This is a genomic window from Rhabdaerophilum sp. SD176, from assembly GCF_030143245.1.
Taxonomy (GTDB): domain Bacteria; phylum Pseudomonadota; class Alphaproteobacteria; order Rhizobiales; family Beijerinckiaceae; genus Rhabdaerophilum.
Map to the genome: position 1 here is coordinate 386,703 of NZ_JARJNS010000002.1, position 24,167 is coordinate 410,869.

General features: G+C 67.0%; 21 protein-coding genes. 8 read left to right on the plus strand and 13 right to left on the minus strand.

The window, feature by feature from the left end; genetic code table 11:
* Positions 1-52: 52 nt before the first annotated feature.
* Both P0652_RS05610 and P0652_RS05615 read left to right on the plus strand, forming a co-directional pair.
* Positions 53-304 (plus strand): hypothetical protein, encoded by a 252-nt coding sequence (locus P0652_RS05610; RefSeq protein WP_284177784.1) that lies wholly within the window; start codon positions 53-55, stop codon positions 302-304.
* Between the two features lie 99 nt (positions 305-403).
* Positions 404-1,852, plus strand: coding sequence for an FAD-binding oxidoreductase (locus P0652_RS05615; protein ID WP_284177785.1), 1,449 nt, complete (start codon positions 404-406; stop codon positions 1,850-1,852).
* On the opposite strand, the gene xdhC is transcribed toward P0652_RS05615, so the two are convergent.
* Genes xdhC through xdhA form a run of 3 tightly spaced genes read right to left on the minus strand, consistent with a single transcriptional unit; the run spans position 1,827 to position 6,614 of the window.
* Entirely contained in the window at positions 1,827-2,804 is a 978-nt protein-coding gene (gene xdhC, locus P0652_RS05620; RefSeq protein WP_284177786.1) for a xanthine dehydrogenase accessory protein XdhC, read from the minus strand. The two genes, P0652_RS05615 and xdhC, sit on opposite strands and share 26 nt — an antisense overlap.
* Positions 2,804-5,140: a xanthine dehydrogenase molybdopterin binding subunit gene (xdhB, locus tag P0652_RS05625; protein WP_284177787.1), complete on the minus strand. Its 2,337-nt coding sequence runs from the start codon at positions 5,138-5,140 to the stop codon at positions 2,804-2,806. The genes xdhC and xdhB overlap by 1 nt, the downstream gene beginning before the upstream one ends.
* Positions 5,133-6,614, minus strand: coding sequence for a xanthine dehydrogenase small subunit (xdhA, locus tag P0652_RS05630; RefSeq protein ID WP_284177788.1), 1,482 nt, complete (start codon positions 6,612-6,614; stop codon positions 5,133-5,135). Before xdhA ends, xdhB begins: the two co-directional genes overlap by 8 nt.
* Before the next feature lie 177 nt (positions 6,615-6,791).
* Between xdhA and P0652_RS05635 the strand changes: the two genes are divergently transcribed.
* Positions 6,792-7,748: a tripartite tricarboxylate transporter substrate-binding protein gene (locus P0652_RS05635; protein WP_502947475.1), complete on the plus strand. Its 957-nt coding sequence runs from the start codon at positions 6,792-6,794 to the stop codon at positions 7,746-7,748.
* 36 nt (positions 7,749-7,784) lie between these two features.
* Here the strand turns inward: P0652_RS05635 and P0652_RS05640 are convergent, their stop codons facing one another.
* From P0652_RS05640 to P0652_RS05670, 7 genes are all read right to left on the minus strand, one after another.
* On the minus strand, positions 7,785-8,408 hold the full coding sequence (locus P0652_RS05640; protein WP_284177790.1) for a YitT family protein: 624 nt from the start codon (positions 8,406-8,408) through the stop codon (positions 7,785-7,787).
* Complete coding sequence (locus P0652_RS05645) at positions 8,408-9,859, minus strand: NAD-dependent succinate-semialdehyde dehydrogenase (RefSeq protein ID WP_284177791.1); 1,452 nt, start codon at positions 9,857-9,859, stop codon at positions 8,408-8,410. Before P0652_RS05645 ends, P0652_RS05640 begins: the two co-directional genes overlap by 1 nt.
* Before the next feature lie 54 nt (positions 9,860-9,913).
* Positions 9,914-10,912 carry an Ldh family oxidoreductase gene (locus tag P0652_RS05650; RefSeq protein WP_284177792.1) on the minus strand — a complete coding sequence of 333 codons (999 nt, stop codon included), beginning with the start codon at positions 10,910-10,912 and terminating at the stop codon, positions 9,914-9,916.
* A 38-nt stretch (positions 10,913-10,950) separates the two neighbouring features.
* Positions 10,951-11,889, minus strand: coding sequence for a hydroxyacid dehydrogenase (locus tag P0652_RS05655; RefSeq protein ID WP_284177793.1), 939 nt, complete (start codon positions 11,887-11,889; stop codon positions 10,951-10,953).
* Complete coding sequence (locus tag P0652_RS05660) at positions 11,886-12,941, minus strand: YeiH family protein (RefSeq protein ID WP_284177794.1); 1,056 nt, start codon at positions 12,939-12,941, stop codon at positions 11,886-11,888. The genes P0652_RS05655 and P0652_RS05660 overlap by 4 nt, the downstream gene beginning before the upstream one ends.
* A gap of 3 nt (positions 12,942-12,944) precedes the next feature.
* Positions 12,945-14,108: a UxaA family hydrolase gene (locus P0652_RS05665; RefSeq protein WP_284178020.1), complete on the minus strand. Its 1,164-nt coding sequence runs from the start codon at positions 14,106-14,108 to the stop codon at positions 12,945-12,947.
* A gap of 142 nt (positions 14,109-14,250) precedes the next feature.
* Positions 14,251-14,538: a UxaA family hydrolase gene (locus P0652_RS05670; protein WP_284177795.1), complete on the minus strand. Its 288-nt coding sequence runs from the start codon at positions 14,536-14,538 to the stop codon at positions 14,251-14,253.
* Positions 14,539-14,667: 129 nt separating this feature from the next.
* Between P0652_RS05670 and P0652_RS05675 the strand changes: the two genes are divergently transcribed.
* Positions 14,668-15,417 carry a GntR family transcriptional regulator gene (locus tag P0652_RS05675; RefSeq protein WP_284177796.1) on the plus strand — a complete coding sequence of 250 codons (750 nt, stop codon included), beginning with the start codon at positions 14,668-14,670 and terminating at the stop codon, positions 15,415-15,417.
* On the opposite strand, the gene P0652_RS05680 is transcribed toward P0652_RS05675, so the two are convergent.
* Entirely contained in the window at positions 15,410-16,399 is a 990-nt protein-coding gene (locus P0652_RS05680) for a PfkB family carbohydrate kinase (RefSeq protein ID WP_284177797.1), read from the minus strand. The two genes, P0652_RS05675 and P0652_RS05680, sit on opposite strands and share 8 nt — an antisense overlap.
* Before the next feature lie 22 nt (positions 16,400-16,421).
* Here P0652_RS05680 and P0652_RS05685 point away from each other — a divergent pair, with 22 nt between their 5' ends.
* A complete protein-coding gene (locus P0652_RS05685; protein WP_284177798.1) occupies positions 16,422-17,723 on the plus strand; it encodes an extracellular solute-binding protein in 1,302 nt (433 codons plus the stop codon).
* Positions 17,724-17,740: 17 nt separating this feature from the next.
* On the opposite strand, the gene otnI is transcribed toward P0652_RS05685, so the two are convergent.
* A complete protein-coding gene (gene otnI / locus P0652_RS05690) occupies positions 17,741-18,520 on the minus strand; it encodes a 2-oxo-tetronate isomerase (protein WP_284177799.1) in 780 nt (259 codons plus the stop codon).
* A gap of 102 nt (positions 18,521-18,622) precedes the next feature.
* Here otnI and P0652_RS05695 point away from each other — a divergent pair, with 102 nt between their 5' ends.
* Both P0652_RS05695 and P0652_RS05700 read left to right on the plus strand, forming a co-directional pair.
* Positions 18,623-20,251: a thiamine pyrophosphate-binding protein gene (locus P0652_RS05695; protein ID WP_284177800.1), complete on the plus strand. Its 1,629-nt coding sequence runs from the start codon at positions 18,623-18,625 to the stop codon at positions 20,249-20,251.
* 1 nt (position 20,252) lies between these two features.
* Positions 20,253-21,431, plus strand: coding sequence for an OpgC family protein (locus tag P0652_RS05700; RefSeq protein WP_284177801.1), 1,179 nt, complete (start codon positions 20,253-20,255; stop codon positions 21,429-21,431).
* Positions 21,432-21,434: 3 nt separating this feature from the next.
* Here the strand turns inward: P0652_RS05700 and P0652_RS05705 are convergent, their stop codons facing one another.
* Entirely contained in the window at positions 21,435-22,601 is a 1,167-nt protein-coding gene (locus tag P0652_RS05705; protein WP_284177802.1) for a YeeE/YedE family protein, read from the minus strand.
* Between the two features lie 182 nt (positions 22,602-22,783).
* Here P0652_RS05705 and P0652_RS05710 point away from each other — a divergent pair, with 182 nt between their 5' ends.
* Entirely contained in the window at positions 22,784-24,160 is a 1,377-nt protein-coding gene (locus P0652_RS05710; protein ID WP_284177803.1) for a tetratricopeptide repeat protein, read from the plus strand.
* Positions 24,161-24,167: the final 7 nt, after the last annotated feature.

Below are 24,167 nucleotides of genomic sequence, written 5' to 3' on the forward strand. Positions count from 1 at the left end.
TGTGAAGGCTGGCCTTCTGTTTCAGGGCCGGCATGAGCGAGTGAGTTCTGTCATGCGTCTGCTTCGCTTGCCCCTGGCCGGAGGGTTGTTCGGCCTCCTTGTGCTGCACCCCGCCTTTGCGGCCGGTTTCGCTATCGACCCCGACCCGCGTTCGCCGACCCTTGGCGAGATCCTCGACAGCGAGGAACGGGCACGCCTGCCCGCCGCGCCGGCGCGTCCGGTGCGGACGCAGCCCTATGTTCCACCGGGCGCGGCCACGGTCTGGGCCCCGGGCGTACGAATGCGCGGCGGGCGGACGCGCTGACAGGGCACGACCCGCGATACCCTTGGCAAAGCGTTGCCCCGCTGGAATAGGATAGGGCATCCACCGGGTCCAACCGCCCGGGCTGCCAGAGGATTGTCCATGCCGTCAGCATTTCTCGACCAGCTTCGCGCCGTTGTCGGCGAGGCGCATGTCATCGTCGACGAGGCGGCGATGCAGCCGGCCCTGACGGAACTGCGCGGCCTGCACAGGGGCCATGCGCTGGCCGTCATCCGTCCGGGTTCGACAGCCGAGGTTTCCCGCGTGATGCAACTCGCCGATACGGCCGGGATCCCGGTTGTGGCGCAGGGCGGCAATACCGGGCTGGTCGGCGGCGGCGTGCCCTTCGGCGGGATCGTGCTGTCGCTGGCGCGCCTCAAGGCGATCCGTGCCGTCGATCCGGTCAATGCGACGATGATTGTCGAGGCCGGCGTCGTGCTGCAGGCGGTGCAGGAGGCGGCGCAGGTGGCAGGCATGCTCTTCCCGCTTTCGCTGGCCTCGGAGGGGTCCTGCACGATCGGCGGCAACATCGCCACCAATGCCGGCGGGACGGCTGTCCTGCGCTATGGCAATACGCGGGATCTCATTCTGGGGCTCGAGGTCGTGCTGCCGAATGGCGAGATCTGGAACGGGCTCAGCGGCCTCCGCAAGGACAATGCCGGCTATGACCTGAAGCATCTCTTCATCGGGTCCGAAGGCACGCTCGGCATCGTCACCGCGGCGGTTGTCAAGTTGTTCCCGGCGCCGCAATCCCGCGCGACGGCCTTCCTCGCCGCACCCGATCCGGACGCGGTGGTGAAGCTGTTCCATCGCCTGCGCGGGCGGGCGGGGGAACGGCTGACCACGTTCGAGATCCTGCCGCGGTTCGGGCTTGATGTGGTGCTCCGTCATGCCCCGAATGTGCGTGACCCCTTCGCCGCAGCCTATCCGTTCTATGCGCTGGTCGAGCTGACCTCTCCGGAGGTTGAAGCGGGGCTCGAACCGCTCCTGCTCGAGACGCTCGAGGCAGGCATGGAGGCGGGCGAGGTGCTCGATGCGACCCTCGCGGCCAGCGCGGCGCAGGCGGCGGATTTCTGGCGGCTGCGCGAGCAGCTCTCGGAATGCCAGCGCCATGAGGGCGGGTCGATCAAGCATGATGTCTCGGTGCCGATCTCGCGGGTTGCGGATTTCCTGACCGAGACCAGTGCCGCCTGCGAGGCTGCGATGCCGGGTATCCGCGTCTGCGCCTTCGGCCATATCGGCGATGGCAATATCCATTTCAATCTGAGCCAGCCTTTGGGCATGGACAAGACGGCCTTTCTTGGCACGTGGCACCGCTTCAACCGCCTCGTGCATGATGCCGTGGCGGCGCGCGGGGGCTCTATTGCCGCGGAACATGGTGTCGGGCTGATCAAACGGGACGAGCTGCCTCAATACAAGGATCCGGTGGCGCTCGCGCTGATGGCCACGCTCAAGCGGGCGCTCGATCCGAAGAACCTGCTCAATCCCGGCAAGGTGATCGCGCTCGGCAACGATCTGCCGGCCTTCACGCCCGGCCGGCCTGCGGCCTGAACGCATCGCTCGGCTGCGCGAGCGAAAGAGCGGCTTTCCGCTGCAGCAATTCCACCGCGATGCCCGCCGCGATGACGGCGGGATGCTTGCTGCCGAGATCGGTGCGTCCGACGGGGCAGATCATCCGGGCAATGGCCTGAGGCTCCAGTCCGAGCCGGCCGAGCTGGCTCGTGAAACGGGCGCGTTTGGTCGCGCTGCCGATCACGCCGCAATAGGGCAGGTCCGGCCGGTCGAGGGCTGCCGCCATCAGGTCAAGGTCGAGTGCGTGGCTATGCGTCATCACGAGGATGAAGGCGCCGGGCGGCGCGGCGGCGATCTCGGCGACGGGCGTCGGCGTCGCAACCGCCACGGTATTGGCGGGGCGATGGGAGGGGAAGAGTTCGGGCCGTGTATCGATCCAGCGGATGGCAAAGGGCAAAGGCGCCAGCGCGAGGACCAGCGCGCGGCCGACATGGCCGGCGCCGAAGAGCAGCAGCGGCTGCGCCGGTTCCGCCGGTGCTTCGAGAACCGCACCAGCCGGCACAGGCAAGGCCGGGTCCTGCCCCTCGCGCAGCAGGATGCCGCGCGCATCCGGCCGGGCTGCGATGACCATTGCAGGGTCCTGCCGGAATGCGGCCACCAGCGGCTCGAGCCAGGCCAGATCGGTGCGGGCAAGAACCTCGATCCGCAGGGTGACATGGCCGCCGCAGCATTGGCCCATATCCGGACCCAAGGCGAAGCCGCGGGTCTGCGCGTGGCCTTCAGGGTGGCGCTGCATCGCCTGCTGCGCCAGCGCGATGGCCTGCCATTCCAGCGTGCCGCCGCCGATCGTGCCGGCGATGCGCCCATCGGCGCGCACCATCATGCGGGTCCCGGCCTCGCGCGGGCTTGACCCGCGAACAGCGTCAATGGTGACGAGGGCCAGTTGCCCGTCTTGGGCCAAAGTCGCGGCGATGCGTGCCCAATCCGCCATCAGCGCTGGCTCCATTGATGGTCGATCGCGTCGAGGATCGCTTCGGGCGTGGCCGGCGCGCGCAGTTGAGTCGGATGGCCGGGCTTCACTGCATGGATTGCATCGGCAATGGCCGAGAAGGCGGAAATGGCCAGCATGACCGGCGGCTCCCCCACCGCCTTGGAGCGATAGATCGACTCCTCGCGGTTCTCCTCCTGCCAGAGATCGACGCGGAACCGGGCCGGGATGTCCGAGGCGACCGGGATCTTGTAGGTCGAGGGCGCATGGGTGCGCAGGCGGCCCTCGCGGTCGAAGACGAGTTCCTCGGTTGTCAGCCAGCCGAGGCCCTGCACGAAGCCGCCCTCGATCTGGCCGATATCGATGGCCGGGTTCAGCGAGCGGCCGCAATCATGGAGGATGTCCACCGCCTCGAGCCGCATCTCGCCGGTGGTGGTGTCGACCAGCACTTCCGAGCAGGCGGCGCCATAGGCGAAATAGAAGAAGGGGCGGCCGGTCTTGCTGGCCCGGTCCCAGGTGATGCCGGGGGTGCGGTAATAGCCGGTCGAGGAGAGCGAGATCCGTTCGAGCACGCAGGCCTTGGCCAGTTCGGCGAAGCTCATCGAGGCCTCGCCGGCAAAGACGCGGCCATGCCGGAAGCGGACCCGTTCGGGCCGGTCACCGAGGCGCCGCGCCGCTTCCCCGGCCATCCGGTCGCGGATGGTCCGGGCGGCGATCCGGGCCGCCATGGCATTGAGATCCGAACCGGAGGAGGCGGCGGTCGGGCCGGTATTTGGCACCTTGGCCGTGTTGGTGGCGGTGATCTTCACCCGGTCGAGCGGCAGGCCGAATTCATCCGCCACGACCTGCGCCACCTTCACGAACAGGCCCTGACCCATTTCCGTGCCGCCATGATTCAGCATGACCGAGCCATCGGAATAGACATGGACCAGCGCGCCGGCCTGGTTGAGATGCTTGAGCGTGAAGGAGATGCCGAACTTGACCGGCGTCAGCGCGAGGCCGCGCTTGAGGATGGGCGACTGGGCGTTGAAGGCGGCCACCTCGCGCCGGCGCTCGCGGTAGCGGCTTGTGGTCTCCAGCGTCTCGATCAGCGGCAGCATCGTCGCGTGATCAAAGACCTCCATGCCATAGGGCGTGACGAGATGGCCGGGGCGGTAGAGGTTGTCCTTGCGCAGATCGAGCGGGTCGCGCCCGAGCCGGCGCGCGATCGCATCCATGATTGCCTCGATGGCGAGCATGCCCTGCGGCCCGCCAAAGCCACGGAAGGCCGTGTTCGAAACCGTGTTGGTTTTCAGCCGGCGCGAGGCAATGCGCGAGGCCGGGATGAAATAGGCATTGTCGGTGTGGAACATGGTCCGGTCGACGACGCCGAGCGAGAGATCGGCCGAATAGCCGCAGCGGGCATCATGGCGGATATCGAGCGCGCGGATCAGGCCGGTTTCATCGAAACCGACGGCATAGGCGGAGAGGAAGTCATGCCGCTTGCCGGTCAGGGCGAAATCATCGTCACGGTCCAGCCGCAGCTTGCACGGCCGGCCGGTAAGCTGTGCCGCGAAGGCGGCGAGGGCGGCCCAGTGGCTGGCCTGGCTTTCCTTGCCGCCGAAGCCGCCGCCCATGCGCCGGCATTCCACCGTGACCGCATGATCGGCCGTGCCCATGACGCGGGCGACGATATGCTGGACCTCGCTCGGATGCTGCGTCGAGGAATGGACGAACATGTCGCCATCCTCGCCGGGAATGGCAAAGGCGATCTGGCCCTCGAGGTAGAAATGCTCCTGCCCGCCGATTTCCAGCTCGCCCTCGAGCCGGTGCGGGGCCTCGGCGAGGGCGGCATCGGCATCGCCACGCTGCCACGCATAGTCGGGCAGCACCGTGCCGCCGGACTGCCGGGCATCCGCCACAGAGACGACAGGGGACTCGGCGCGTGTCTCGTAGCGCGCCAGCCGGCTCGCCAGCCGGGCTGCCTTCCGGGAGGTGGCCGCGACGAGGAAGACCGGCTGGCCATGGAAGCTGATCTCCCGCGCGGCCAGCATCGGTTCGTCGCCGAGAGCCGGCGAAACATCGTTCTTGCCCCGGATATCCTCCGCCGTCAGCACGGCGACGATGCCCGGCGCCGCTTGCACCGCCGAGAGATCGATCGACAGGATCTCGCCCGCAGCGATCGGCGCCATGCCGATGGCGAGATGCAATGTTCCCTCCGGTTCGAGGATATCGTCGATGTAAGGCGCATTGCCCTGGACATGCCGAAGCGCGCTGTCATGCGGCAGCGGCTGGTGCACCACTTCCAGCAGGGCGGGCGTGCCCTCCTGCGGCGTTCCGTCGAGCGATGTCTCAGACATGGGCCGCCTCCGTGACGGGGCCGCGTGGCTGGATCCGCGTCAGGCTGCGTGCGCCGCCGATTTCGGTCAGGGCCTTGCCGAGCAGGGCGCGGGCCACGCGGGAGCGGTAGGCGGCCGTGGCGCGCATGTCGCTGATGGGTTGGTAATCCTCGGCAAGGGCCCGGAGCGCGACCGCCCATTCGGCCGGGGCGGCGATCGGCAGGCCGACCAGCGCGGCTTCAGCCTTCGCTGCGCGGCGCGGTGTCGCTGCCATGCCGCCGAAGGCAATGCGCGCCGAGACGATGCGGCGCTCGGCATCCAGTTCGATCCGGAAGGCGCCCATGACGGTGGAGATATCCTCGTCGGTGCGCTTCGAGATCTTGAAGCAGCGGAAATGGCTGCCGGGCCCCGGCCTGGTGATCGTGAGGCCGCTGATCCATTCGCCGGGCCGGCGGTCCTGTTTCCCGTAGGCGATGAAGAAATCCTCGAGCGGCAGGTCGCGGCTCTCGGCGCCGTGCCGGAGATGGAGGGTGCAGCCGAGGGCGACCAGGGCGGGGGCGAGATCCCCGATCGGCGAGCCATTGGCGATGTTCCCGCCGATTGTGCCAGAGGCCCGCACCTGCCGCGAGGCAAAGCGCTTCATCAGCTGATCGAGATCGGGGTCGATCCGGGCGAGCGCGGGCATCGCCGCAGTATGGGTGACGCCGGCGCCGAGGAAGAGGGTCGTCTCATCCTCGGCGATGGTCTTCAGGGCCTCGATGCGGTTGAGAGCGATGACCTTTGGCAGGTCTTGCAGCTTCTTGGTGATCCAGAGACCGACATCGGTGGCGCCGCTGACCAAAGTGGCTTCGGGATGGCTGGCCGCCATCTCCGCGAAGGTATCGAGCTGGGCCGGGGCCGCAAAAAACCGGTCATCATGGCCGAGAATCAGATCCCTCCCGTCAGCCAGTACCTGCAGGGCGGCTGCCTTGCCGGCAACTCCGATGCCGGGGTCGTCGGGGACAGGATCAGCCAGCGCCTCTGCCGCCGCATCGAAAATCGGGCGGTAGCCGGTGCAGCGGCAGAGATTGCCGGCGAGGCATTCGGCAATGGTCTCGCGGGAGACCGGGCGGGGTTCGGCCAGATAGGCGGCGACAAGGCTCATCACGATGCCCGGCGTGCAGAAGCCGCATTGCGCGCCGTGATGCCGCACCATGGCCTGCTGGACCGGGTGCAGCGCGCCGCCCTTGGCCAGGTCCTCGACCGTGAGGACCTCGCAGCCATCGACCATGCCGAGCAGGAGGATGCAGGCATTGACCGGCTGGTAGCGCACCGCGCCATCCTGCCACCGGGCCAGGATGATTGTGCAGGCCCCGCAATCGCCCTCGTTGCAGCCTTCCTTGGTGCCGGTGGCGTGGCGGGCCTCGCGCAGCCACTCGAGCAGCATGCGCGTTGGGTCGATCTCATTCAGTTCGACCAGCGAACCCCGGAAGATGAAACGAAGGTTGCGACGCATGGGACCCGGAACAGTTGAAGCACGAAACACTTGCATGCTTCATCGGCTTTGCCGAAACTTCAAGTCTCAGCGCGGACCCGCTCCATCCGAGAGACCAGAAAAGGCAACGGGCCGCCGGCGATATCGGAGGAAATGATGCATAGAAAACCAGCTTTCACGCGTGTTCGGCCCGCTCTCATGCGAATCATGGCGGTGCTTTTCGGTGGGATCGTGGCTCAGGGCGCCGCCCAGGCCTTCCCGACCAAGCCCATCACCATCGTGGTACCGTTTGCCGCCGGTGGTCCCAGCGACACGATCGCGCGCCTATTCGCCGCATCGATGAGCCAGAAGATCGGCGGTCAGGTTATCGTCGAGAACGTGGCCGGTGCCGGTTCGACGGTCGGCATCGGGCGGGTGGCCAAGGCCGATCCTGACGGGCATACCCTGCTGCTCTCGCATATCAGCCACGCAACGACCGCCACGCTCTATCGGAAGCTGTCCTATGATCCGATCAAGGCCTTCGCACCTGTCGGCATGGTCACCGACGGTGCCTTCGTCCTTGTCAGCCGCAAGGATTTCGGCACCGACACGCTGCCGCAGCTCTTCGCGAGGCTGAAGGCTGACGGGGACAAGATCACCTACGCGCATGCGGGCGTCGGCTCCGGATCCCATCTTTGCGGGTTGATGCTGATGGGGCAGCTCGGCGTCAAGATGACGCAGATTCCCTATCGTGGAACCGGCCCGGCGATGAATGATCTCGTCTCCGGCAAGGTCGATGTCCTATGCGACCAGATCACCTCCGCCCTGCCGCAAATCCAGGGCAAGGCGATCAAGGCCTACGCTGTCACCTCGACAGAAAAGGTGAAGGGGCTCGACCTGCCGACCCTCGCGGCTTCCGGACTGCCGGGCTTCCGCGCCACGGTCTGGCACGGGCTCTATGCTCCGGCCGGGACACCGGCGCCGGTGATCGGCCAGATCAACAAGGCCCTCAGGGAAGCCCTGAAGGACCCTGTGATCCTGCAGCGGCTCGCACAGCTCTCTACCGATCCGGCCACCGAGGCACAGGCGGATCCGGCCTTCCTCGGCAAGCATCTCGTTTCGGAGATCGCCGCGTGGAAGAAGATCATCGACACAGCCGGTGTCTACGCGGATTGAGGCAAAAGGCCGGGAGCGGGCCAGCCCGCTCCCGGTTCACGACATGCCGAGATAACGCCCGGGCTTGTGGTTGATTGCCAGGATCAGGTTGACGACCACGGCGCCGAGGATCGAGAGCGCGATCCCGGCGGGATTCAGCACGAAAAAGGCGGCTGCGAGGATCATCATGTCGAGGCCGAGCTGGACATAGCCGGCACGCCAGCCGAGACGCTCCTGCAGGAACATGGCGAGCACGTTGATCCCGCCTAGCGCCGTACGATGCCGGAACAGCATCAGCAGCCCGTTGCCCATCAGCCCGCCGCCAAGGATCGTGGCAAAGACCGGATCCAGCCGGGCGAAGTCGATCCAGTCCTGCAGCCAGCGGGCATAGAGCGAGACAAGCGTGACCGCGAGGAAGGTGCGGGCGGCGAAGCGCCAGCCCATCCGCCAGGTCGCCAGCGCATAGAAGGGCAGGTTCAGCAGCGAGAAGACCAGCCAGAAGCCGAGGCCGGTGGCATGGTGGATCAGCAGGCCGAGGCCGGCCGTCCCGCCGGTGACGAGCATCGCCTTCTCGTAGAAGGCGATGCCGACCGCGACGAAGAGCGTGGCCATGGCGATGGCCAGCGCGTCTTCGTAAAGCGCGTGCCGGATGACCGGCAGCGCCCCGGTCTCCTCCCGCATCAGGCGATCCCGCCGAGGCAGACATACTTCATGTCGAGATAATCCTCGAGGCCATGGCGGGAGCCCTCGCGGCCGACGCCGCTTTCCTTCACGCCGCCGAAGGGTGCGACCTCGGTGGTGATCAGTCCCTCGTTCACACCGACCATCCCGTATTTCAGCGCTTCCGAAACGCGGAAGGCCCGGGCGAGATCGCGCGTGTAGAAATAGGCGGCGAGGCCGTATTCCGTGGCATTGGCGAGGCTGACGACTTCCGCCTCCGTCTCGAAGCGGAAGATCGGGGCGAGCGGGCCGAAGGTTTCCTCGGTCGCGACGCGCGCATCCTGCGGCACATTCTTGACGACGGTCGGCTCGAAGAAGGTGCCGCCGAGCGCATGGCTCTTGCCGCCGGTGACGACCTCGCCGCCGCGGGCGAGAATGTCATCGAGATGGGCCTTCACCTTGGTGAGGGCGCGGGTATCGATCAGCGGGCCGATCTGCACGCCGCTCTCGAACCCGCTGCCGACGCGCATCTTCGCCACTTCCTCGGCGAAGCGGCGGGCGAAGGCATCATGGATGCCCGCCTGCACATAGAAGCGGTTGGTGCAGACGCAGGTCTGGCCGGCATTGCGATACTTGGCCTGAAGCGCGCCCTGCACCGCGCGGTCGAGATCGGCATCGTCGAACACGATGAAGGGCGCATTGCCGCCGAGTTCCATCGAGATGCGCTTCATCGTGCCGGCGCTTTGCTGGGCGAGGAGCTTGCCGACCGGCGTCGAGCCGGTGAAGGTGATCTTGCGGACGAGCGGATTGGATGTCAGTTCCGCACCGATTTCGGGCGCATCGCCAGTGACGATGTTGACCACCCCGGCCGGGATGCCGGCCTCGGCGCAGAGCACGCCCCAGGCTAGGCCGGAATAGGGGGTGAGGTCCGCCGGCTTGATCACGATGGTGCAGCCCGCCGCGAGGGCGGCGCCGAGCTTGCGGCCGATCATCGAGGAGGGGAAGTTCCACGGCGTGATCGCCCCGACCACGCCCACAGGTTCCCGCGTGACGAGGATGCGCCGGTCGGCCCAGGGCGAGGGCACGACCTCACCATAAGCGCGGCGGGCTTCCTCGGCGAACCATTGCACATAGGCGGCAGAACTGCCGATCTCGCCGCGCGCCTCGGCCAGTGGCTTGCCCTGTTCCTGCGTAAGCAGATGGGCGAGCGCTTCGCTGTTCTGGCGGATCAGCTCGGCCAGTTTCTGCAGGAGGGCGGCGCGCTCGGCAGCGGTTTTTGCACGCCAGGCCGGGAAAGTGGCATGGGCCGCCTCGATGGCGCGGCGTGTTTCTGCCTTCCCGGCATTCGGGATGGTGCCGATCGTCTCGCCGGTGGCGGGATCGGTGACGGCGATCGTCCGGCCGGAATCAGCCGCGATCCACTGGCCATCCACGAGAATGGCCTGCTTCTTGAATTCGAGTTTGGTCAGCATGTCGATCTCCTGCCAGCCGCCCGGCGGTGGCGAAATGATCCCCTCACGCTTCCCTTACAGCGCCTCGATCTCCGAGACGAGGGCCTCTGCGACGGCCAAACCGCTTTTTTGTGCCTTGGCGCGCAAGGTCAGCCGCCGCGAGCCGGGCAGGCGAGCGCCGGGCTGGCTGCGGATCTGCTCGGCCAGGCGGGCGAAATGGGCGAGCGTGCCCTCGCCACCGAACAACGCCGGATCGAAGGCGAGAAGCAGCTGGCCGGTGGCCGGCGGATCGCCCTTGTCATCGAGGAAGGAGGAGGCATCGGCGGCGAAGCGGGCGCCGGTCAGGCCGGCAGCGAGCAATTCGATCATCAGCGCCAGCGCGGTGCCCTTGGCATCGCCGAGCGGCAGCATCGTGCCCTTGAGTGCAGCCTCGGCATCGGTGGTCGGCCGGCCCTCGGCATCCAGCGCCCAGCCCTCGGGAATAGGCTGGCCCTTCTGTTTTGCCGCGAGGATGTTGCCGCGCGCCACCTTGGAGAGCGAGAGATCAACCACGATCGGCGGTTCGCCCGGCAGCGGACAGGCAAGGGCGAGCGGGTTGGTGCCGAAGGTCGCACGGCTCCCGCCCCAGGGCGCCATGGCGGCAGGGGTATTGGCGAAGAGCATCGCAACGAGGCCCTTCTCCGCGAGACGTTCCACCGGCGCGCCGGCCACGCCGCAATGATGCGAGCGCCGGATGGCGGCAGCGGCGAGGCCCATCATCGGGGCATGTTCGGCCAGCATCGCCTCCGCCAGCGCCAAAGCGGGATAGGCAAAGCCGAAGCCTACATCGATCCGGCCCAGCGCCGGCGTGACCATTTCGAGCCGGGGCTCCGCATCACCGCGGATCTTGCCGTTGCGGGCCTGCGCGGCATAGCTGGGCACGCGCGATAGGCCATGGCCCTTGAGCCCGTCGGCCTCGGCCGCCACAAGGGCGCGCGCCACGCAATGGGCTGTTTCCGGCCGCGTGTTGCAGCGGATGAAGGCCGAGGCGGCGAGGGCCTCGGCTTGCTCAAGGGTGAGGATGCGCTCGGACATGGCAGATTCCTTGCGGAGGCACTGGGGCGTGACCCGGCTCAGCCGGCCTTCCCGTTCTCCAGATGGTCGAGGATGCGCGTGGCGATGAGGTCGGAGACGCGCCGGTTCGATTCCTGCGTGACGCCGGCAATATGCGGCGTCAGGATCAGGTTCGGGCAGCCGGAAAAGACAGCACCGCGCTGTGCCGTCAGCGGCTCTTCGTCGAAGACATCGAGCGCCGCGCCGCCCAGCCGCCCTTCGCGCAGGGCTGCGGCAAGGGCGGGTTCATCGACGACGCCGCCCCGTGCCGCGTTGAGCAGGATCGCATCCGGCCGCATCCGGCGCAGGCGCAGGTCGTCGATCAGGTTGCGGGTCTCGTCCGTCAGCGGAACATGGAGGGAGATCACATCCGCCTCGCGCAGCAGGGGTTCAAGCCCGTGCCGGCGGGCCATGGACCAGCACGGATCGGTGTCGGACAGGAAAGGATCATAAGCGATGACTTCCATGCCGAGGGCCCGTGCCCGCTGCGCCACCTCGCGGGCAATGGCACCGAACCCGACCAGCCCCATCACCCGGCCCGAGGCCTCGCGGCCCATCAGCCGCTGGCGCGGCCAGGTGCCGGCGATCACCTCTGCTGTGGCGGCATAGGCGCCGCGCAGCAGGATCAGCGTGGAGGCGATAACCCATTCCGCCACGGCAAGGTCGTTCGCGCCGGTTGCGGGATAAACCGCGATGCCACGGTCCTTGCAGGCGGCGACATCGATATTGTCGAGCCCGACGCCGAGCCGACCGACCGCCTCGAGATTCGGGCCTGCCGCCAGCAAAGCCGGACGGACCTGCGTGCGGTTGCGGACGATCAGGGCGCGGGCGGAGGGCAGCAGCCCGGCCAGTCTGGCGGGATCATCGACGAGGGCCGGATCGTAGAGCGTGTCGTGGCGGTCGGACAGCCGCGCGACGGCCGCCTCGTCCATGAATTCGGTGACAATGATCGTGCTCACAGGACCCTCATCGCGAAAATGCCGGCAAGGGCCAGCGCCAGGATGATCAAGGTGGCGCCGAGGAATACGGCGAGGTGGCGCCAGCCCGTGGCCATGACGGCACCGGCAGAGGTGCCAAGGCCGAGCGCGGCGATGGCGATCATCATCAGCCAGCCGGAAAGCGAGGATAGCACGCTCTTGACGCTTGCATACTGTGCCGCGAGCGCGGTGCCCGGCATGACCGAATTGACGACCACCAGCGCGAGGAAGACCAGCGCGAAGCCCGGCAGCGGCACTTTCGCCTTCGTCCCGCCATCCCCGCCTTCCTGCCGCATCAACACCCAGCCGATGCCCAGGACGACGGGCAGGAGCAGGAAGACACGGAAGAGCTTGATGATCACGGCATTGTTACCGACGGGCTCGGACATGGCGTAGCCGGCGCCGACGACCTGGGCCATGTCATGGATGGTCAGGCCGAGGAAGAGGCCGGTCTCCCGGACATCAAGGCCGAGTGCGACCGCGAGCGGCGGATAGGCGATCATCACGACAGTCGAGAGTGCATTCGCCATCACCACCGTGAAGGCAATGTCGGCAGCCTTCTGCTTGTAATCCGGAACCACGGTGGCGGTCGCCAGAGTCGCCGAAGCGCCGCAGACCGCACAGGCAGCGCCGGCCAGCGCACCATAGCCGCGTGCCAGCCCGAGCAGACGCGCCAGCATCATCGCGCCGGCAACCGTGCAGGCCATGGCCAGGATGGCAAGCAGGGCGGCAGGCCAGCCGAGGCCGGCAATGTCGGACAGCGCGATGCGCAGGCCAAGCAGGGCGATGGCATAGCGGAGCAGGCGTTTCACGGCGAGGTCGAAACCCGCCTTGAAGACAGGATTCCGGGCGATCGGGTTCAGGAGAATCCCGATCACCAGCGCCAGCACCATGCCCGGAAGGCTGGCGCCGAAGGTGCGGCGGAGCCAGGGTTCGAGGGCCATGGCGGCCAGAGCCACGGCCAGAGCGAGCGCCAGGCCTGGCAACCAGGCCGCCGGGCGCGGGGCGCCCGGCGATACCGTTGCTTCAGGCATGCGTCAGGCCGAGCGATAGAGCTTGGTCATGACGAATTCCCGATGGCCGAGCGCTTCGGCGGCCGTCAGGCGACCATTCGCGGTGCGGATGATCGAGGCGATCAGCGCGTCACCCGCTTCCGGGATCGTGAGATCACGCCGGAGGATACCGGAGACATCGACATCCATATGCTCCGGCATGGTGCGCATGGTCTTCGGGTTGCCGGTGATCTTGATCACGGGGATGATCGGATTGCCGATGACATTGCCCTGCCCGGTCGGGAAGGTGTGCACGACATAGCCACCTGCGGCCATCAGGGTCACGCATTCCGCCGCGGCGGAGGACGTGTCCATGAAATAGAGGCCGGGCCCTTTCGCCGGTGCCTCGGCCGGGTCGAGGATGTCGATATACTTGCACTCACGGCCGATCTTCTCGAGATTGCCGAGCGCCTTTTCCTCGATGGTCGTCAGGCCGCCGGCAATGTTGCCCTTGGTCGGCTGGCTGTCGGAGAGGTCGGAGGTCTTGTGGGCCTCGATGACATCGTCCTGATAGGCCTTCCACATCTTGTACCAGCGCTCGCCGACTTCAGGCGTCGCCGCGCGGGCCTTGCAGAGATGCTCGGCACCGGTGATCTCTGACGTCTCGCCGAAGACGCCGTAGATGCCCTTGGGGATCAGCTTGTCATACATGTTGCCGACAGTCGGGCAGGAGGAGAGCCCGGTCGTGGTGTCGCTCTCGCCGCATTTGGTCGAGACCCACAATTCGGAGATGTCGCATTTCTCGCGCTGGAGCTCGCTGGCCCATTGCACGAATTCCTTGGCGACATAGGAGGCCTTTGCGATGACCGCGATATCGCCATGGCCTTCGATGCCGAAGCCGACAACCGGCTTGCCGGTCTTGGCAATGCCCTCGACAACAACCTTGGTCCAGCTGTCCTCGATGCCGATGACGATGACGGCGGCAACATTCGGGTTGGAGCCGGTGCCGATCAGCGTGCGGAAATGCAGGTCAAGATCGGCGCCGAATTGCAGGCGGCCATAGGCATGCGGCAGGGCCATCGTGCCCTTGATGTTGTTCGCCACGGCCTCGCAGGCCGCATTCGAGAGGTCATCCAGCGGCAGCAGGACGACGTGGTTCCGGACGCCGACGCGACCATTCTCGCGGCGCCAGCCGTAGAAATGGTCCATCGCGGCATCGGCCCGGCGCTTCCGGCGCATCGGCGCCTTGAAGGACGGGGCTTCGATCCAGCGGCCCTTGACGGGCTTGAGCTTGTTCCGGTTCAGGGAGAAATTCGCAACGATCGGGGCGCTTGCCATGTCGGTTCTCCTGTCACCAGCGCTTGGTCTTGACGTTATGCACGTGGACATGTTCGCCCTTGGCGATATCCGCCACGGCCTTGCCGATGTCCTGTCCGTATTTCCAGATCGTGTCGCCCTTGCGGATATCCTTCAACGCCACCTTGTGGCCGATCGGGATGTCGGCCCGGGAAGCCACCGAGAAGCTGGAATTGTCGGCCGTCACCACGGCCAGCATCTCGGTGCCGGCCTTGAGGTTTTCGACAACGACAACGCCCACGGTGTCCTTGTGTTCATGGACAAGCAGATGGGGAATGGTCATGGCTCTATGCCTTCCTCGCGATACGCCCTCGGGCGCTTGGGGGGATGGTGGCGTGCCGGCACCGTGACGGATCAGGGCTACGAACGCTCAGGTCTTGTATAAGACATAAGACTTGTTAGAGTGTCAATCATGAACGAGAAGACAAATTCTCCGGACGAGGCTCGCGGGACGCCGGGGTTCCTGCCGCTCTACCGGCAGGTCAAGTCCCTGCTCGTCCGCCGGATCGCCGAGCGCTTCTGGCAGCCGGGGGAAATCCTGCCCTCCGAGATGCAGATCGCGGCGGAACTCGGCGTCAGCCAGGGCACGGTCCGCAAGGCGCTCGACGAGATGACCGCCGACCGCCTGCTCGTGCGCCGGCAGGGGCGGGGCACTTTCGTTGCCCGGCATGACGAGAGCCGGATCCTGTTCCAGTTCTTCAAGATCGTGCCCGAGACCGGGATTCCCGTCTTTCCCGAAAGCCATCTCCGCCGTGTCGAGACCGCGCCGGCGAGCCCCGAGGAAGTGGCGCGCCTGGCGCTCAGGCCCGGTGACAACGTGATCCGGATCGCACGGATCCGCTCGCTCAACGGCCGGCCGACCATTTCAGAATATCTCGCCCTGCCGCTGGAGCGGTTCCCCGGCCTTGTGAGCCAATCGGATATCCCCAACAATCTCTACGATCATTTCGCATCGGATTACGGCATCACGATTGCGGGCGGCGACGAATCGCTCCGTGCCATGGCGGCGCCGGCAGAGGATGCCGCGCTGCTCGGCATTCCGGAGGGAACGCCGATCCTCGCCATCGACCGGGTGGCGCTGGATCTCGACGGCAAGCCGGTGGAATGGCGTTATTCGCTCTGCGATACACGCCATTGCCACTATGTGAGCGGCCTCAGATAGAAACGAGGCGCCTCGGCGCCGGCAGGTTGGGCAGGGCAGCCTCGACCTCCTGGCGCGCCGGCGCGCCGGAACTGCCGCCGGGCCTCAGGCATTTCAGCGCCGCGGTGACATTCGCCCACTGGATGGCATCCAGCAGGTCGAGCCGTTCGGTCAGCGCCCAGGCAAAAGCACCATGCCAGACATCGCCGGCGCCGAGCGTATCGACCGCGCGGATATCCAGCGAGGGGATGTGCCAGAGGCCGTCGGGGAGCAGCGCGAGCACGCCATCGCCGCCATCCGTGACCGCGAGGAAGCTCTCGCTTTCGCGCCGGATGGCCAGCAGGCCCTGGTGGAGATCCGGCATGCCGGTGGCCTCCCGCAACCCGATTGCGGAAAAGATCACATGGCTTGCCCGCGCCAGCAGGCTGCGATCCTGCGGCGCGCGGTCGCCGTCGAACACAGCCGGGATCCCGGCCTGCCGTGCGAGATCGAACAGATGGCCGGCTCCCGTTTCCCAGCGGGTATCGCCCAGAACGGCTGCGGTTCCGGCCGGCAGGGAAGGGGGCAGCCAGTCCGGGCGGTCCGGCATGCGGGGATCGAGATAATTGACGATCGTCCGGTCCCCGCCGGGTTCAATGATGATGCTCGACCTCGACGTCACGTAGCCGGTCATGGGCGGGGAGAATGAGTCGTCGATGCTGAATTCGGCCAGTTTCTGCCGCACGATCTGGCCGCTGGCATCGTCGCCGATCCGCGCGATCAGGCAGGCCTTTCCGCCCAGCCGGGCGATCGCAAGGGCAGCATTGGCGGCATTGCCGCCCATCACGCTGTCGGACCGGATGGCGCGGTGTTTCTCGCCAGGTTTCAGCGCGAGCGGGATTGTCATCACCTCATCGAGCACCACGATGCCGATGGTCATCAGGCTGCGCATCGCTGGTCCTTCCTCGCTTGCAGGCATCCGGCATCCGGGCCCGGCATTGAACAGGCTCGGGAATCCTGCCATCACCCATCCGGGAGGTTGTCGCATGCGGAAGGACGAAACGGAAGCATCGGCCCGGCGAGGATCGGGGACAGGCCGTCCCGCCCGCCTGCTGGGCGGCTTCCTTTTTCTCTGGCTGGCCTCGACTTTGCCGGCTCCGGCTCAGACCAATCTCAAGGTCTTCGCGGCCAATTTCCCGAAGATCGATGTGCTGCGCGCGCTTGCCAATGCCTATGGCCAGACGCGCCCGGGCGTCACGATCGAGATCGAAACCGGCGGTGCCACGCTGGGCAGCCAGCAGCAGGCGCTCAATGCCCTGCTCGGTGCCCGCGATGCCAGTGTTGATCTGGTTTTGGTCGATGTTCTCCGTGTGCCGCAATGGACATCGGGCCAATGGCTCGAGCCGCTGGACGCCCCGTTCGGCCCCGAGCGCGAAGCGTTCCTCGCGCGGCTGTTTCCGGCCTACCGGCAGGCGGCCCTTGCCGGCGGGCGGCTGATGGTGGTGCCGTATTCGGCGGATGCGCAGGCGTTGTTCGTGCGCACTGACCTTCTCGAGAAGCACGGCCTTGCGGTTCCTGCGACCCAGGCAGCGCTTCGCGAGGCGGCAACGCGGATCCTTGCCGCCGAGAACCAGCCGACCCTGCGTGCGATCGATCTCTCCTCGGCACCGGTCGAGAGCAGCGTCTGCACCGCGGCGATGGCGCTGTGGGGGAGCGGGCATGATCTTGTCACCGAAGGCAAGCCGGCTTTGCTGACTGACCCTGCCCTCCGCGGCCTGCGGGGATTCCAGGCGCTCAAGGATGCAAAGCTCCTGGCCATCCCGCCTGGCGAGGGCCATCCGGAACGCGTTCGCCTTGCCATGCAGGCTGGCTCGCTCGTTTTCGGTCACGGCTGGAGCTATGCCTGGCAACGGATGCAGACCGACATCGACAGTGTCGTGGCCGGCAAGGTGCGGGTGGTGCCGGTTCCCGGCGAGACGGAGGATCGCGCTTCGAGCTGCGCCGGCGGCTGGATGGTGGGCGTGACCGCCTTTTCCGGCCAGAAGGCCGAGGCTTTGGCTTTCCTTCGCTATCTCGCCTCGCCCGAAGCCGCGCGGCTGCAGGCCGAACTCGGAGATTTGCCTGCCCAGAGCGGCCCCTATCTGGACGCGACGATTGTGGCGTCGCGGCCTTTCCTCGGCCAGATGGGGCCCGTGCTGGCCGTGGCGCGCCTGCGGCCGCAAAGCACGCGCTATTCCGAAGTGTCGGAGATTGTCCGGACCAACCTTTCGGCCTTCATGGCGGGGTCGAAGACCGCCGAAGCCGCCTTGCAGGACATGCAGGCCCGGCTTTCGCTGATCTTCCGGTAATCGGGGCGACCCGGAGCTCAGCCCCGCGGGCGATAGGGCGCAAACCAGCCGAGGCCGGCTTCGGTGCCGCCCGCCGGACGGTATTCACAGCCGATGAAGCCGTCATAGCCGAGCCGGTCGAGTTCGGTGAAGATGGCGGCATCGTTCAGCTCGCCGCTGCCGGGCTCGTTGCGCAGCGGGATGCTCGCTGTCTGGATATGGCCGATGATCGGAGCCATCTCTCGCAGGCGCATGATCATATCGCCATGCAGGATCTGGCAGTGGTAGATGTCGAATTGCAGCTTGACGTTCGGCAGGCCGAGCTGGCGGATCAAGACTGCGGCCCGGCCGAAATCGTCGAGCAGGTAGCCCGGAACGTCGCGCCGGTTCAGCGGTTCGAGCAGCACGTCGATCCCCATCGGCGCGAAGAAGGCGGCGGCCTCGCGGATGCCGGCCTCGTAGCGCGCCATGGCCGCCGGGTCCTCCGGAGAGGCGAGTCCGGCCATCATGTGGACGCGGCGCACACCGGTTGCCTCGGCATAGGCCCGAGCGGTCACCAGCCCCTGCCGGAACTCATCCTCGCGGCCCGCCAAAGCGGCTATGCCGCGCTCGCCGCCCGCCCAGTCGCCCGGGGGCAGGTTGAACAAGGCCAGCGTCAGGCCGTGCCGACGCAGTTCGGCGGCAACAGCCTCGGGCGGAAATTCGTAGGGAAAAAGGAACTCCACGGCCTCGAAGCCCGCTGCCGCTGCCCGGCCGAAACGCTCGAGGAACGGTACCTCGTTGAACATCATGGTGAGGTTGGCAGCAAAGCGCGGCATGGGAATCTCCTTATGCCCTGTTTTCCCGCGCCGGACGCGTTCACGCAATTGCGAAATGCGGGTGATGCCGGCATCAGGCAAGGAGAGGACAGGGAGAATGCCATGCCGTCCGGAGCCGATATTCTTGCAGCCCGCCTTGCCCGGCAGGGTTGCCGCCACGCCTTCGGCATGCCCGGCGGCGAAGTGCTGGCGCTGATCGAGGGGCTGGAAGCGGCCGGCATCCGCTTCGTGCTGACCAAACACGAGAATGCCGCCGGCTTCATGGCCGAGGGCTACTGGCATCGCCAGAGCCTCATCGATCCCGCTGCGCCGATGGCGCCGGGCATCCTTGTCGCGACCTTGGGGCCGGGGGCTGCCAATGCAGTCAATGTTGTCGCCAACGCGCTGCAGGACCGTGTCCCGCTGATTGTGCTGACGGGGCGCGTCGACGCCGCCGAAGCTGAAAGCTACACCCATCAGGTCTTCGATCATCAGGCCCTGTTCCGGCCGATCACCAAGGCCAGCCTCTCGGCGAGCCGCGGCGCCGTGCATCGGGTCATTGACCGCGCGGTGCAGATCGCCACCAGCGGCCAGCCGGGGCCGGTCCATGTCGATGTGCCTATCGCCGTGGCCGAAGGCGAGGAACCGGCGGATGCGTTCTTCCGGCCGGCGGCGGCGCCGGGCCTGCCGGTCCCGGCCGATCTCGACCGCGCCCGCGCCATGCTCGCCGCTGCGCGCCGGCCGATCGTCCTCGCCGGTGTCGATGCCGTGAACCATCATGCCGGCGCGGCGCTTCGGGGTTTCATCGAGGCGCTCGGTGCGCCGCTGGTCACCAGCTACAAGGCCAAGGGGCTGGTGGATGAACGGCACCCGCTTGTTCTCGGTGGGGCCGGCCTGTCACCCAAGGCCGACCGCCTCCTCCTGCCGGCCCTGGCCGAGGCGGATTGCATCGTGCTGGCCGGCTATGATCCGATCGAGATGCGCATCAACTGGCGTGATCCGTTCCCGGCAGGCGTGCCGGTGATCGACATTTCCGCCACCCTGCCACAGCACCAGATGCACCGCGCCGATCTCGCGCTGGTCGGGGATGTCGGCCTCGTGCTGTCGGGGCTCACGCCGGCAGCAGGCGCGGCCCGCGATGTCAGCGTAGCGCGGGCCCAACCCTTGCGGGAGGCGTTGGCGACGGCCTTCCCCGACGCGCCCGATTGGGGGCCGCATGCGGTTTTCCACACGATCCGGGCGCTGGCGCCGGAGAACACCCTTGCCAGCGCCGATTCGGGCGCGCACCGGATCCTGCTCAGCCAGATCTGGCGCTGCCATGCTCCGCGCGATCTCGTCCAATCCTCGGCGCTTTGCACCATGGGTTGCGCCCTGCCGCTCGCGCTCGGCATGCAGATGGCCGAACCGGACCGGCCTGTCATCGCCTTTGTCGGGGATGCCGGACTGGAAATGGGCATAGGCGAACTTGCCACCGCGCGGGATCTCGGCCTGCCGGTCATCGTGGTGGTGCTGCAGGACGAACGGCTCGCGCTAATCGATCTCAAGCAGCGGGCCTCGGGCCGCAAGGAAGCCGGGGTGCGCTTCGGCGGCACGGATTTCGCGGCTGTCGCTGCGGGATTTGGCGGTGCGGGTGTGGCCGTGGATTCCCGCGACGCACTGGCCGCCGCCTTCACCGCAGCGCTGGCGCGGCGCGACCGGTTCAGCCTCATTGCCGCCCGCATTGCGCCGGATGCTTATCAGGGAGCCTTCTGACATGACGCCCTCGATCCTTGACCCAGGCCAGCGCGATGTCCGGCTCGATTTCTTCCGGGGGCTGGCGATGTTCATCATCTTCATCGCCCATATGCCCGGCAATTCCTGGTTCCTGTTCATTCCGGCGCGGTTCGGCTTTTCCTCGGCCGGCGAACTTTTCGTCTTTTGCTCCGGCCTCGCATCGGCCTACGCGTTCGGCCGCGTCTTCGAACGCAAGGGTGCGTTGGCCGGTCTGCAGCGCGTCGCCTTCCGGATCTGGCAGGTCTACTGGGCGCATATCGGGCTTGCGCTGGTGATGATCACGCTCAGCCTGGCCGCCGCGCGCCTGACCGGCATCGATTATGCTCGCCAGCTCGGGCTGGACTGGTTCCTCGCGCAGCCGGCCGATGGTCTGATGGGCCTTGTCTCACTCGGCTTCACGCCGGCTTTTCTCGATATCCTGCCCATGTATCTCGTGCTGCTGGCGATGCTGCCGGCCATGGCCCTGCTCGGCCGCCTTTCGCACTGGCTGCCGCTCGGCCTGATGGCGGGCCTCTGGCTGCTGGTGCAGGCCACTGGCTTCAACCTCCCGGGTGGGCAATCCCCCGGCATGGTCTGGTTCTTCAATCCCTTGGCGTGGCAGGCGATGTTCTTTACCGGCTTCGCCTTCGGCATGGGTTGGCTCAAGGCGCCCGCCCTCGAACGGGGTTGGCTGTTCCGGCTTTGCCTTGTGTTCCTGATCGTCTCCGTCCCGCTGAATTTCTGGGCCTTTACGGAGAATGTCGCTGTGCTCGGCGCAATCCATGACGCGCTGGTGCCGCAGGATGGCAAGACCAATCTCGTCCTGCCGCTCTACCTCCATTTCCTCGCCAGCGCCTATGTCGTGCTGGTGCTCGTGGAGCCCTATCGCAACCGGCTTCACCGCGCGGCGCCAATCGTGCTGGTCGGCCAGCAGGCGCTGGCGACCTTCATGGCCGGGATTGTCCTGGCCTGGCTCGGCGGCATGGTGCTGGACGCGACCGGGCGGGGGGTGATGGCAACTGCGCTGGCCAATCTCGCAGGCTTTGCCGGGCTGCTTGCGGTGGCGGCTCTGGCCCGCCGCTACAAGGGTGGCGACGGGAAGGCCGCGCGGCAGAAGGCAGAGCCGCGCGACGCCGCCCGGCCGGTGCCGCCTGCCGCTTATCCCCATCCGGCCGAGTGAGCCTCAATCCAGCCGGAAGATCGGGCGCAGATATGTGCCGGCGACATTGCCGGCAAAGGCAAAGGCCAGCCAGACCCAGCCATGCAGGCTGCCGGAGGCGATACCCGAGAAGAACGCGCCGATATTGCAGCCCGTACCCAACCGGGCGCCGATGCCGAGCAGCAATCCGCCGATCACGGCAGCGGCAAGCGACCGCGGCGGAATGGCAAGAACCGGCCGGAACTTGCCGGCAAGCATCGCGGCGACCATCGCGCCGAGGATGAGCCCGAAATCCATGACCGAGACCGGATCAGAGAATATCGAGGCCGCGAGAGCGGCTTCCTGGCCCTGCCAGTAGGGCCAGCTGGCCGGTGCAAATCCGATCAGGCCAGCCAGTTTCGAACCCCAGAGCGCGAAGGCGCTGGTGATGCCCCAGGGCCAACCCCAGGTGAGCAGCACAAGGACATTGACCAACGCGAGCGCCAGTGCGCCGGCGACAAGCGACCATGGGCCCGTCAACCATTGCGTTGTCGGCGCGGTGATCGGGGCGGCCACGCCATGATGCGCCATTTCGACCCGCCGGACCAGCAGGAAAAGGCCTGCCAGCACGGCGAGCACAAGCGCCAGGCCGGGCAGGGAACCAAAAGTGCCAATGACGGAAACCGGCGGCAGGGCAGGCCAGGCCATCCAGCTGCCGGAAGAAGCTGTCGCCAGCGTGCTGCCGAGAATGAAGAAGGCCAGCGTGATGACCATCCGGGTCGAGCCGCCGCCGATGGTGAACAGCGTGCCCGAGCCGCAGCCGCCGCCGAGTTGCATCCCGATGCCAAACAGAAACGCGCCGGTGACCAGGGCCAGCCCGATCGGAAAGACGAAACCGCCGACCGGCCGTCCGAACGCCGTGCCGGCGCCGATCAGCGGGAAGAAGACGAGGCAGGTCACGGCCAGCATCACCAGTTGCGCGCGCAGGCCGGCGCTGTGCCGCTGGAGGATGAAGCGGCGCCAGGCGGCGGTGAAGCCGAAGCTGGCGTGATAAAGGGCAAGGCCCGCGAAAACACCGATTGCGCCCATGGCGACGACAATGCCGCCGCCCTGCACGGCCGAAAGGGTGAAGAGCAGGGCAAGCGGCAGGGCGACAAGAAGCGCCTGCCGGGCATGCCTGCCAGCCGGCAAGGCGAAGGCGGATGAGGCCATGGGATGCTCCATTTTGTTCTCTTTAGCCTCCGTTTTGTTCTTTGAGAAGGATTTATGCGGTCTTTTCCGCAGTCTCACAAAGCCTTGATCCAGCCGCGAGCGCTTGTGTGAAGCCTGCAGATCCGCGGCGAGGCATGGTGACCGTGCGAGGGCAGGCGCCCTCTGGATCCGGGGAGAATGCGATGTCGGGCATCAGGCAGATCGAAATGCGCGGCGAAAGCCTGAGCTGCGAACGGGCGCTTACGCAGGCTTTCCTCGCCCATGGCCGCGAAACGCCGGCCCTCCTCCAGCAATGGCTGGACAACGAGCCCGCTTCGTGGCGGGCCCACGCGACCAAGGCGATGATGCTGACGCTTCTGGCGAAGCGCGAGTTGCGCGCTCCGGCGCAGGACATCTCGGCGCAGGCGGTGGATCTGTTGCCGCCCTGTCCGTCCGCTGCCGAGCGGGCTTTCGTCGAGGCTGCTTCCGCTGCGGCACATGGTGCATGGTGGGCCGCGATTGACCAGCTCGAAGCCGTAATCCGCGACAATCCCGCGGATACGCTGGCGATCAAGCTGTCGCATGCCTTCCGGTTCATGCTCGGCGACAAGCCTGGCATGCTGCGTTCCATCGAGCGGGCCTTGCGGGCGCTTCCGGAGGATCACCCTGATGCCGGCTTCATGCTGGGCTGCCATGCTTTCGCGCTGGAGGAGAACGGCCAGTATGCAACCGCAGAACGGGTGGGCCGGCGCGCCGTGGCCATGGAGGCCCGCGATGCCTGGGGGCTTCATGCCGTCAGCCATGTCCATGAGATGACCGGGCGCGTGGAAGACGGAATCCGCTGGATCGAGGGGAGGGATCATGTTTTCGGGGCATGCAACAATTTCGGCGGCCATCTCTTCTGGCATCTGGCGCTGTTCAAGCTGGAAAAGGGGCAGATTGGCGACGTCCTCGCCCTGTATGACGAGAAGATCCGCTCCGAGAAGACGGATGATTTCCGCGATATCGCCAATGCCGCCTCGCTGCTGAGCCGCCTCGGCCATGAAGGCGTCGATGTCGGATCCCGCTGGGAGGAACTGGCCGACAAGGCCGAGGCGCGGCTCGATGACCGCTCGCTGGTTTTTGCGGATCTGCATTACCTGCTGGCGCTGCTCGGGGCGGGTCGACAGGAGGCTGCGGCCCGGTTGGCAGATTCGTTGGCCGGCACAGCGCCGGCCCATGCCTCGCAGGGGCTTGCCGCGCGGCAGGCGGGGCGTCTTGTCGCCCGGGGATTGATCGCGTTCCGAAACGGCCGCACGGGCGAGGCGCTGGACCATTTGCTGCCCGCACGTGCAAGCCTCGTGCTGATCGGCGGGAGTGACGCCCAGCGAGACGTGTTCGAGCAAGTGCTCATCGAGAGCGCGCTGCGCTCCGGCGAGAGCCAGCTTGCCCGGTCGATCCTGTCGAAGCGGCTGGCCGAACGCGGCGGGCAGAACCGTTTCGCCAGCGAAAGGCTTGGCCGGCTGATGCAGGCCGAGACGCGTCCGCGCGGCATCCTTGCGGTAGCGGCGGCCCTGGCTTTCGCCCAGCCGGCACATTGAAGGCGCG

What these genes read in the sequence shown, in the direction of transcription:
- P0652_RS05610 (WP_284177784.1), top strand. Translation starts at nt 53, where the DNA reads ATGCGTCTGCTTCGCTTGCCCCTGGCCGGAGGGTTGTTCGGCCTCCTT.
- P0652_RS05615 (WP_284177785.1), top strand. Translation starts at nt 404, where the DNA reads ATGCCGTCAGCATTTCTCGACCAGCTTCGCGCCGTTGTCGGCGAGGCG.
- xdhC (WP_284177786.1), bottom strand. Translation starts at nt 2,804, where the DNA reads ATGGCGGATTGGGCACGCATCGCCGCGACTTTGGCCCAAGACGGGCAA.
- xdhB (WP_284177787.1), bottom strand. Translation starts at nt 5,140, where the DNA reads ATGTCTGAGACATCGCTCGACGGAACGCCGCAGGAGGGCACGCCCGCC.
- xdhA (WP_284177788.1), bottom strand. Translation starts at nt 6,614, where the DNA reads ATGCGTCGCAACCTTCGTTTCATCTTCCGGGGTTCGCTGGTCGAACTG.
- P0652_RS05635 (WP_502947475.1), top strand. Translation starts at nt 6,792, where the DNA reads ATGCGAATCATGGCGGTGCTTTTCGGTGGGATCGTGGCTCAGGGCGCC.
- P0652_RS05640 (WP_284177790.1), bottom strand. Translation starts at nt 8,408, where the DNA reads ATGCGGGAGGAGACCGGGGCGCTGCCGGTCATCCGGCACGCGCTTTAC.
- P0652_RS05645 (WP_284177791.1), bottom strand. Translation starts at nt 9,859, where the DNA reads ATGCTGACCAAACTCGAATTCAAGAAGCAGGCCATTCTCGTGGATGGC.
- P0652_RS05650 (WP_284177792.1), bottom strand. Translation starts at nt 10,912, where the DNA reads ATGTCCGAGCGCATCCTCACCCTTGAGCAAGCCGAGGCCCTCGCCGCC.
- P0652_RS05660 (WP_284177794.1), bottom strand. Translation starts at nt 12,941, where the DNA reads ATGCCTGAAGCAACGGTATCGCCGGGCGCCCCGCGCCCGGCGGCCTGG.
- P0652_RS05665 (WP_284178020.1), bottom strand. Translation starts at nt 14,108, where the DNA reads ATGGACCATTTCTACGGCTGGCGCCGCGAGAATGGTCGCGTCGGCGTC.
- P0652_RS05670 (WP_284177795.1), bottom strand. Translation starts at nt 14,538, where the DNA reads ATGACCATTCCCCATCTGCTTGTCCATGAACACAAGGACACCGTGGGC.
- P0652_RS05675 (WP_284177796.1), top strand. Translation starts at nt 14,668, where the DNA reads ATGAACGAGAAGACAAATTCTCCGGACGAGGCTCGCGGGACGCCGGGG.
- P0652_RS05680 (WP_284177797.1), bottom strand. Translation starts at nt 16,399, where the DNA reads ATGGCAGGATTCCCGAGCCTGTTCAATGCCGGGCCCGGATGCCGGATG.
- P0652_RS05685 (WP_284177798.1), top strand. Translation starts at nt 16,422, where the DNA reads ATGCGGAAGGACGAAACGGAAGCATCGGCCCGGCGAGGATCGGGGACA.
- otnI (WP_284177799.1), bottom strand. Translation starts at nt 18,520, where the DNA reads ATGCCGCGCTTTGCTGCCAACCTCACCATGATGTTCAACGAGGTACCG.
- P0652_RS05695 (WP_284177800.1), top strand. Translation starts at nt 18,623, where the DNA reads ATGCCGTCCGGAGCCGATATTCTTGCAGCCCGCCTTGCCCGGCAGGGT.
- P0652_RS05700 (WP_284177801.1), top strand. Translation starts at nt 20,253, where the DNA reads ATGACGCCCTCGATCCTTGACCCAGGCCAGCGCGATGTCCGGCTCGAT.
- P0652_RS05705 (WP_284177802.1), bottom strand. Translation starts at nt 22,601, where the DNA reads ATGGCCTCATCCGCCTTCGCCTTGCCGGCTGGCAGGCATGCCCGGCAG.
- P0652_RS05710 (WP_284177803.1), top strand. Translation starts at nt 22,784, where the DNA reads ATGTCGGGCATCAGGCAGATCGAAATGCGCGGCGAAAGCCTGAGCTGC.